We start from the raw sequence: 7,158 nt of genomic DNA, 5'->3' as shown, positions 1-7,158 counted from the left end.
CCATTTGATTGTCGTTCTCCTAGAATAGAACGTGCACTTATAATGCAAAAATTCAGAGTTGACAATATATTATCTGCAGCATGGTCTCTGTCATTCATTTTATGCAAATCGTGCTGTTTTATACCCTCGCGCCTTGGCATCGACACGTCGATGCGAAGGCGTCCGGCGCATCAGCGCCGGCGCCCGTTCGGGCTTGCCTTGCGCCTCCGAACGGTTCCGTTCGAAGGCGCGGCGGTATTATCTATATTTCTATCGGGCGGGATAATTCAGCTTACGGATTTTGCGCTAGGAACCACTTGTAGACAGACTCTATTCCCTCTTCGAGTTCAACTTTGGGTTTCCACCCTAGGTCCCTCAATTTGCTAGAATCCATAATCTTACGGGGAGTGCCGTCCGGCTTCGTCCGATCCAGGATGAGCTCGCCATCATACCCAATGATGGAGCATATCGTTAAAGCCAGATCGCGTATCGAGATCTCTCGCTCGGACCCAATGTTGACATGCTGAGTGCCAGAGTAAAACTTCATCAAGTGAATGCAGGCATCGGCACAATCATCAACATGAAGAAACTCACGCATGGGCGTGCCTGAGCCCCAGATCGTTACTTGGGGGTTTCCTCGAATTTTAGCTTCATGGATCTTGCGGATCAGCGCCGGCATCACGTGACTTGTGTTGAGATCGAAATTGTCGCCCTGGCCATAAAGGTTTGTCGGCATGCCCGATATGTATGAGCAGCCGTATTGCTTCTGATACGCTTCCGCGAGCTTCAGGCCTGCGATTTTGGCGATGGCGTACCATTCGTTCGTAGGCTCGAGTGGCCCCGTGAGGAGAGACTCCTCACGGATCGGTTGTTCGGCAAATTTCGGATAGATGCACGACGATCCGAGAAACAGAAGTTTCTCGACGCCTGACTTGAACGCCCCGTGAATTATATTTGTCTCGATAACTAGGTTGTCGTGCAAAAACTCCGCCGGATAGGTGGCGTTCGCCAGAATGCCGCCGACCTTCGCGGCCGCCAGGAAGATGACGTCCGGCTTGTTACGATCGAGCCACTGCTCGACATCAGCCTGGCGACGGAGATCCAGCTGGCTCCGATCCGCAGTAACGATTTCGCAGTTTTCATGGGCAAGGCGCCGAACGATCGCGCTGCCGACCATCCCGCGATGGCCGGCAACCCAGACCTTCTTGCCGAGCAGATCGAAGTGCGCGTCAGACATGAACGAGGCCTCGATTCGTATTCGGATTCGGCACGCTCCGCGCCATCAGCTTGAGATCTTCTCGGACCATCTCAGCCACGAGATCGTCGATCTTTGCTTCATGGCTCCAGCCAAGCTTCTCGCGGGCTTTCGCCGGATTGCCGAGCAGAAGATCGACTTCGGTCGGACGGAAGTATCTCGGATCGATCTGGATGCAGACCTTGCCTGTGGAAGCATCGATCCCGATTTCGTCGACGCCTTGCCCCTTCCACTCAATCTGTATTCCGACCTTTGCAAACACCTTTTCCACGAACGAGCGCACGGTGTGCGTCTCACCCGTCGCGAGCACGTAATCGTCCGCTTTGTCCTGCTGCAGCATGAGCCACATTCCGCGAACGTATTCTCGCGCGTGTCCCCAATCTCGCTTGGCATCCAGATTTCCGAGATACAGTCTATCTTGAAGACCAAGATGGATTGCAGCGGCGGCGCGCGTGATTTTCCGCGTTACGAACGTCTCGCCCCGCAAAGGGCTTTCGTGATTGAACAAGATGCCGTTGGACGCATGGATATTATAGGCTTCTCTATAATTGACAACGATCCAGTAGGCGTAAATCTTTGCGGCCGCATAAGGACTGCGCGGGTAGAACGGCGTGGTTTCGGACTGCGGGACTTCTTGTACTTTCCCGTAAAGCTCCGAGGTCGAGGCCTGATAAAATCGTGTCTTGTCGACCAGCTTGAGGAGCCGGATCGCTTCGAGAAGCCTCAACGTGCCGATAGCGTCAGCGTTTGCCGTGTATTCGGCAGTCTCAAATGAGACTTGAACGTGGCTTTGCGCGGCAAGATTATAAATTTCGTCAGGTTGTGTCTCCTGAACGATTCTAATTAGATTGGTGGAATCTGTCATATCTCCGTAATGAAGTATAAACTTTGGATTATCGACGTGCGGATCTTCGTAGAGATGCTCAATTCGACCAGTATTGAACGACGACGATCTTCTCTTGATTCCGTGGACCGTATATCCTTTGCTGATGAGAAGTTCTGATAGATAAGCTCCATCTTGTCCCGTTACGCCAGTGATGAGCGCGACTTTCCCGGTTGCCATCTGTCAGGTGTGCTCCATCATACGGTTCGTGGACCTCATACACCGTCTCCCATCATACACCAACATGCTGGCGATTTAGGCGGTCCGACACTCCGTATGTTTCTCTAGTGCGCGAAAATACGACTTATAATGCCCACTCATGAAAGATTTCATTATTACAAAAACTATGGTCGTCTGTATGCAGTGTCCGCGAGGGAGTATGTATGGTCAGAAATTTCTGAAAATCCAAATATGATATAACTATCGTATTTCGAGCGCCACACGGTGGCACGATGCCCCCTGGCAGCAGCACCTGCCGCCTCAGACATGCGGATCGGTGCCGATCATGGTAGCCAGGTTTGCAATTCCGGTAACCTGTCCCCTCCACGTGTGGAACGCTGCATCGCTGCCATGTTCGGTTGCGCCTTGCGGGCGCCATACCGGTCTTGCAGGGATGGCTCATGCCGGTGCATCGCGCAGGCCGGCGCACCGGGACGATCATGGCGAGCCCCGCAGCCGACGAGACGTACGAGAATTCTGCCAGGGCCGCTTGGGCCGGACCCGGCTTCGTCGAGTTCGTAGCCCTGATGGCCCTGATGATGGGCCTGACCGCGGTCACCATCGACAGCTTCCTGCCGGCTTTCCCGGCGATCCAGCGGGATTTCGCCGTCGCGGATCCGAACCGGCTCCAACTCCTCGTCTACGTCTACATGCTCGGCTTCGGCACCGCCCAGCTCCTCTACGGCCCGGTCTCGGACGGGACCGGGCGGCGTCCGGCCCTGATCGTCGGGATCGGCATCTATCTCGCCGGCAGCGTGCTCGCCATGCTGGCGCCGACCTTCGAGGTGCTGCTCCTCGCCCGCGCGATCCAGGGTGTCGGCGGCGCGGCGGGCCGCGTGCTCGCGGTCGCCATCGTGCGCGACCGGTACGAGGGGCGCGACATGGCCCGGGTGATGTCGTTCTGCATGATGGTCTTCCTCATCGTGCCGATCCTCGCCCCGTCGATCGGCGGCGCCGTCCTGCTCGCCGGCAGCTGGCGCCTGATCTTCGGCCTCATGCTGGCGCTGGCGCTGATCACCCTGGCCTGGTTCGGGTGGCGCCTGCCCGAGACCCTGCACCCGGCCTTCCGCCGCCCGGTCTCGGCCCGGGCGATCGGGTCGGGCATCGCGGTCACGGTGCGGACGAGGACCTCGTTCGGCTACGCCACGGCGCTCGGCCTCACCACCGGCTGCATCATGGGCTATGTCGGCTCGGCCCAGGCGATCTTCGACACCGGCCTCTACCATCTCGGCGCGCTGTTCCCGGTCGCCTTCGCGCTGATCGCCGGCGCGATGGGCGTCGCGACGCTGATCAACGCCCGGCTGGTGCGCCGGCTCGGCATGCGGCCGCTCGCCCATGCGGGCAATCTCGGGCTGTTCGTCGCGGCCTGCCTCCAGCTCGCGCTGATCCTGGCCTTCGCCGGCCGGCCGCCCCTGTGGCTGCTGCTCACCACCCTGGCGGCGTGCCAGTTCCTGATGAGCTTCGCGATGCCGAACTTCAACGCCCTGGCGATGGAGCCCCTGGCGGCGATCGCCGGCACCGCCTCCTCGTTCATCGGCTTCTACACCACGCTGCTCGCGGTCTTCTGCGGTCTGCTAGTGGGCCAGTCCTTCGACGGCACCGTGATCCCGCTCGCGGTCGGCTACTGCGCGCTGAGCGGCCTGAGCCTCGCGATGGTGCTGTGGACCGAGCGCGGCCGCCTGTTCGGGACCGGGCCGTAGGGCCGGCGCCTTAACCCTCCCTTCAAGGCTCCCGCGCGACGGTCCGGCGACAGGACGGGGGTGTCTCGGGATGGCTGCGCGCAACGACGGAATCCTGCTTGCCGGGCGGCTGCTGCTGGCGGCCGCGCTGCTGCCGGCGGCGATCGGGCGGGCGCTCAACCCCTCGGGCTTCGCCCTCACCCTGGCGGCGACCGGGATGCCCTACCCGAACGCCGTCGCGACCGCCTCGGTGGTGATCGGGCTGTTCGGGCCGCTGCTCCTCGGGCTCGGGCTCGTGCCGCGCCTCGTCGGCCTCGGGCTCGCCGTCCACGCGGTGGTGATGGGCCTGCTGCTGCACCGGTTCTGGGACTTCTCCGGCGCCGTTGCCCGGATCGAGCAGGAACTCTTCCTCGCCCAGCTCGGCCTCGCCGCCGGCTTCGTGCTCTACGCCGTCACCGGCCCGGGCGGCTGGAGCTGGCAGGGCTGGTGGCACGGTGGCGAGCGCGCGCCGGCGCCTGCGCCGGTCGCCGCCGCCAGGGCGCCCCGCAAGCGGGCTGCCGCGCCCCGCGGGCCTCGGGCCGCCAAGGCGGCGGCCTGACGCCCGGACTAGGCGGTCAGGCCGACATCCGCTGCCCGCCGGTCCGGTGGGGGTCGAGGTAGCGGCTGGTGATGTCGCAGGCGACGCCGATCAGCCGGAAGCCGCCGTCGGGCCCCGGCACCAGGCTGCCGCGGGCCGAGAGCCAGCGCAGGCGGCCCTCGTGGTCGAGGATGCGGTACTGGGCATCGTACGGCCCCTCGCCGCGCAGGGCCGGCTCCAGCGTCGCGAGGACCCGCGGCTTGTCCTCCGGGAGGATCATCGCCAGGAACTCGTCGAGGGGTCCGCTCGTCGCGCCGAACAGGCTGCTCCCCATGTCCGAGCAGGTGACGTGCCGGGTGGCCGGATCGATGTCCCAGGTCATCATCTCGGCGGCCGACAGGGCGAGGCGCAGCCGCTCCTCGCTGGTGCGCAGGGCCTCCGCCGCCCGGACCTGCTCGTCGATGTCCGCCATGGTCCCGACCCACTCGCGGATCGCGCCGTCGGCGCTCTCCAGCGGCACCGCGCGGCCGAGCATCCAGCGGTACTGACCGCCGCGATGGCGCACCCGATAGGTGGCATCGAGCGGCGTGCCGCTCTGGCAGCAGGCCTGCCACTGAGCCTCGATGCGCGCGCGCTCGTCCGGGTGCAGTGTCGCGAGCCAGCCGAAGCCCTGGAGATTCGTGTCGCACAGGCCGGTCCGCGCGCTCAGGCCGAAGGTCTGGGTCAGGCCGCCGTCCGGGCCGGCGCGCCACTCCACCGCCGCGCTCGCCTCCACGAGGGCGCGGTAGCGCTGCTCGCTCTCGTGAACGCCGTCGAGCGCCGGATCCTCAGGGCTCGCCGGCGGCGCTCCGGCCGGTGCCGGCGCGATCTGCCGGAAGCTCGGCTCGTAGCGGCCGAGGGGCAGGTCGATGCGCACGGTGAGGGGGCAGGCGGGGTCGGCGTAGATCTGCTGCAGCACCTGCCGCAGCCGCCGGGCCTCGACCCGCACGATGGCGTCCGTCGCCGGATCGAAGCTGCTGGAGCGGCCGAGGGCGTCGGTCGCGATGGTGTAGGACTTGAGCAGGCTGCCGCGCCCGGCCAGGCTCTCGCGCACGACGTAGGTCAGGAAGGCGGAGAGCTGCGGCGACTTCTTCAATGGCGGCAGGTTCAGCAGGGCATCCAGGGCGGCGTGGATGTTCTCGGTCCCGATCGCTTCCCGATCCATCACTCAATCCCGTGGCGCCCCGCTCCGTGGCAGATCCGGGTTGCTCCTGCGATGCGACGTCGTCGCGCTCCCGGACGGCCGAGCATTCGAACGGCGAGCCGGACGCACAACGTCGTCTGATCCGCTACCTATCAGGTCTTACGGCAGACGGTATCAGTGTCAAGTGATGAAAAATTCCCCATTATTGACCTAGCGTCACCACATGGAAGTCATCGAGAGGCTCTCCTTCCACAGGGCGCCGACGTTTATGCCGAATGGATTCCCGAGGGCCGGGGTAAGATGGCGGGATGGCGCGGAGGATATGGTTGCGGAATCATGTCTGCACTGTCACGGGGGCCGCGATCGACGAAAGCCGACATCGGTTTCGGGCATGGTCTTGTTCGGGACGGGCCCCGGTCCCCGAGTCACCCCGCCAGCAGCCGTGCCCCGACCACCGCGGCGGCGGCCCGGTTCTGCACCCCGAGGCTGCGCAGGAGGGCCGCCATGTGGACCTTGACGGTGCCCTCGCCGAGCTGCAGCCGCCGGGCGATCTCCTTGTTCGAGCGCCCCTCGACCAGCAGCGCCAGGACGTCGCGCTGGCGCGGGGTCAGGTCCGGGATGCGGGCCTGGCGCCCGTCGAGGGCGGGCCGCGCCTCGGCCGTCGGGCGCGGGCCTGCGCCGTCGAGCACCGCGAGGGAGGCCGGCACGAAGATCTGGCCGTCCAGGATCATCCCGACGGCCCGGGTCAGCTCGGCCGAGCCGATTCCCTTCGGCACGTAGCCGTGGACGCCGACCTCCAGGGCGGTGAGGATCTTGTTGCGCTCGGTCGAGGCCGAGACCACCGCCACCTTCACCGCCGGGAAGCACTCGCGCACGGCGCTCAGGCTCCCCGGCCCCTCCATCCCGGGCATCGCGAGATCGAACAGCGCCAGGGTCACGGCGCCCCGGCGGGTGGAGAGCTGGTCGAGGGCGGCGTCGAGGGAGCCGGTCTCGACGACCTCGGCGAATCCGAAGCTGCGCGTGAGGATCGCCACCACGGCGAGGCGGAAGAAGTCGTCATCATCCGCGATCAGGGCGACTGGCGGCGTCGGCTGGGTCATACCGTGGCGTCTCTGGAAGCGATCCGTGCCGCAATCCTAGAGCAATTCGGGGTCGCGTGGGTATCCTCCCGCGAGGGAATAACTGGCAATATCAACGACCTATCGCACGGTTCGGTGGTCGCCCGCAGCTCGCGCGACGGCTTCCCGTGCGCGAGCGCACGGTCAAGGCTCGAGCTGGAGCGTGCGGCGCGTCACCGCACTGTCTCCCGGGACTACTATCCTGGGAGATGCGCGCGTTGAAGCGATAGATCGGCTCGCCCCGGCGCGGGAGGCGGGGCAGGGG

General features: G+C 64.5%; 6 protein-coding genes. 2 read left to right on the top strand and 4 right to left on the bottom strand.

Annotated elements, in window-relative coordinates:
• Nucleotides 1-271: 271 nt before the first annotated feature.
• Nucleotides 272-1,216 carry a GDP-L-fucose synthase gene (gene fcl / locus VQ02_RS24145; RefSeq protein ID WP_048446780.1) on the bottom strand — a complete coding sequence of 315 codons (945 nt, stop codon included), beginning with the start codon at nt 1,214-1,216 and terminating at the stop codon, nt 272-274.
• A complete protein-coding gene (gene gmd, locus VQ02_RS24140) occupies nt 1,209-2,297 on the bottom strand; it encodes a GDP-mannose 4,6-dehydratase (protein WP_048446779.1) in 1,089 nt (362 codons plus the stop codon). Before gmd ends, fcl begins: the two co-directional genes overlap by 8 nt.
• Before the next feature lie 479 nt (nt 2,298-2,776).
• On the opposite strand from gmd, the gene VQ02_RS24135 reads away from it, so the two are divergent.
• Nucleotides 2,777-4,036 carry a multidrug effflux MFS transporter gene (locus VQ02_RS24135; protein WP_048446781.1) on the top strand — a complete coding sequence of 420 codons (1,260 nt, stop codon included), beginning with the start codon at nt 2,777-2,779 and terminating at the stop codon, nt 4,034-4,036.
• Between the two features lie 70 nt (nt 4,037-4,106).
• Nucleotides 4,107-4,613, top strand: a complete 507-nt coding sequence (locus tag VQ02_RS24130) for a DoxX family membrane protein (RefSeq protein WP_048446778.1) — start codon at nt 4,107-4,109, stop codon at nt 4,611-4,613.
• A 16-nt stretch (nt 4,614-4,629) separates the two neighbouring features.
• Here the strand turns inward: VQ02_RS24130 and VQ02_RS24125 are convergent, their stop codons facing one another.
• Both VQ02_RS24125 and VQ02_RS24120 read right to left on the bottom strand, forming a co-directional pair.
• Nucleotides 4,630-5,796: a PAS domain-containing protein gene (locus tag VQ02_RS24125; protein ID WP_048446777.1), complete on the bottom strand. Its 1,167-nt coding sequence runs from the start codon at nt 5,794-5,796 to the stop codon at nt 4,630-4,632.
• 404 nt (nt 5,797-6,200) lie between these two features.
• Nucleotides 6,201-6,875, bottom strand: a complete 675-nt coding sequence (locus VQ02_RS24120; protein WP_048446776.1) for a response regulator — start codon at nt 6,873-6,875, stop codon at nt 6,201-6,203.
• Nucleotides 6,876-7,158: the final 283 nt, after the last annotated feature.

This window comes from Methylobacterium variabile (genome assembly GCF_001043975.1).
In the GTDB taxonomy this organism is placed as follows: domain Bacteria; phylum Pseudomonadota; class Alphaproteobacteria; order Rhizobiales; family Beijerinckiaceae; genus Methylobacterium; species Methylobacterium variabile.
This window is presented reverse-complemented; position numbering and strand designations above follow the sequence as displayed.